Annotated in this window: 1 protein-coding gene; it reads left to right on the top strand. The window is 67.1% G+C overall.

Features of this window, described 5'->3' with window-relative positions; all coding sequences use genetic code 11:
• Window positions 1–51: 51 nt before the first annotated feature.
• The coding region (locus tag EN750_RS36045; RefSeq protein WP_145968269.1) for an MFS transporter at window positions 52–1019 on the top strand (968 nt) is incomplete at its 3' end.

Genomic DNA, 1019 nt, shown 5'->3' with positions numbered 1-1019 from the left:
GCCCTATTGTGTCCAATTGTTCAATAACTTTTGAACTAAGGACATCCCGCCATGGACAAGCGCCTTTTCTGGCTCGCGCTCGGATCGTTCACGATCTCGACCGAAGGCTTCGTCATCTCCAGCCTTCTGCCCGACATCGCGGCGGATGCCGGTATCTCCATTCCGCTGGCCGGCACGCTGATCACCGCCTTCGCGCTCGCCTATGCGATCGGCACGCCGATCCTGGCGACGCTGACAGGCGAGTGGGACCGGCGCCGCGTCATCCTGTGGACGCTGGTGTTCTTCGTGCTCGGCAACATCGCCGCTGCCTTGAGTTCATCCTTCGAACTGCTGCTGATCGCGCGCATCGTCATGGCGCTGTCGTCGGGCCTGTTCGCCGCAACCGCGCAAGGCACGGCGGTGGCGCTGGTCGATGATCATCACCGGGCGCGTGCCATCGCCGTCGTCGTCGGCGGCACCACTGTGGCCGTTGCGCTCGGTGCGCCACTGGGCGCGCTCGTTGCCACCGTTGCCGGCTGGCGCGGAACCTTTTTTGCCATCGCCGGCCTTGGCGCGCTTGCCGGCGCGATCCTGTGGTACCGGCTGCCGCGGGGCATCGTTGGCACCAGGCTGCCCTTGAAGCGCAGGCTGGCTGCAGCGCTGCGTCCCGGCGTGATGCCGATCCTGTTGACGACAGTGCTGGCGCTGATCGGCGCCTTCACCGTCTTTGCCTATGTCGCGCCGCTTGCCATCGAGGGCGGCGGTCTCAGCCAGATCGCGCTGCCCGGCATGCTGCTCGCCTTCGGCGTCGGCGCCGTCATCGGCAACATTGGCGGCGGCCAGGCTGCCGACCGGTTCGGCGCGACCCGCACCGTCGGCTGGTCGTTGGCGCTGAGTGCCGGCATGCTGGTCCTGCTGTCGGTCATCCCGACCTTTCTGCCGCCGCATATTGCCGGACCGGCGCTGATGGCGATGATGGTGCCGTGGGGCATCGTCGGCTGGGCCTTCCCGCCGGCGCAGGCCAGCCGCATCATCAAGCT

It is taken from the genome of Mesorhizobium sp. M7A.F.Ca.ET.027.03.2.1 (genome assembly GCF_003999175.1).
Taxonomy (GTDB): Bacteria; Pseudomonadota; Alphaproteobacteria; order Rhizobiales; family Rhizobiaceae; genus Mesorhizobium.
This window is presented reverse-complemented; position numbering and strand designations above follow the sequence as displayed.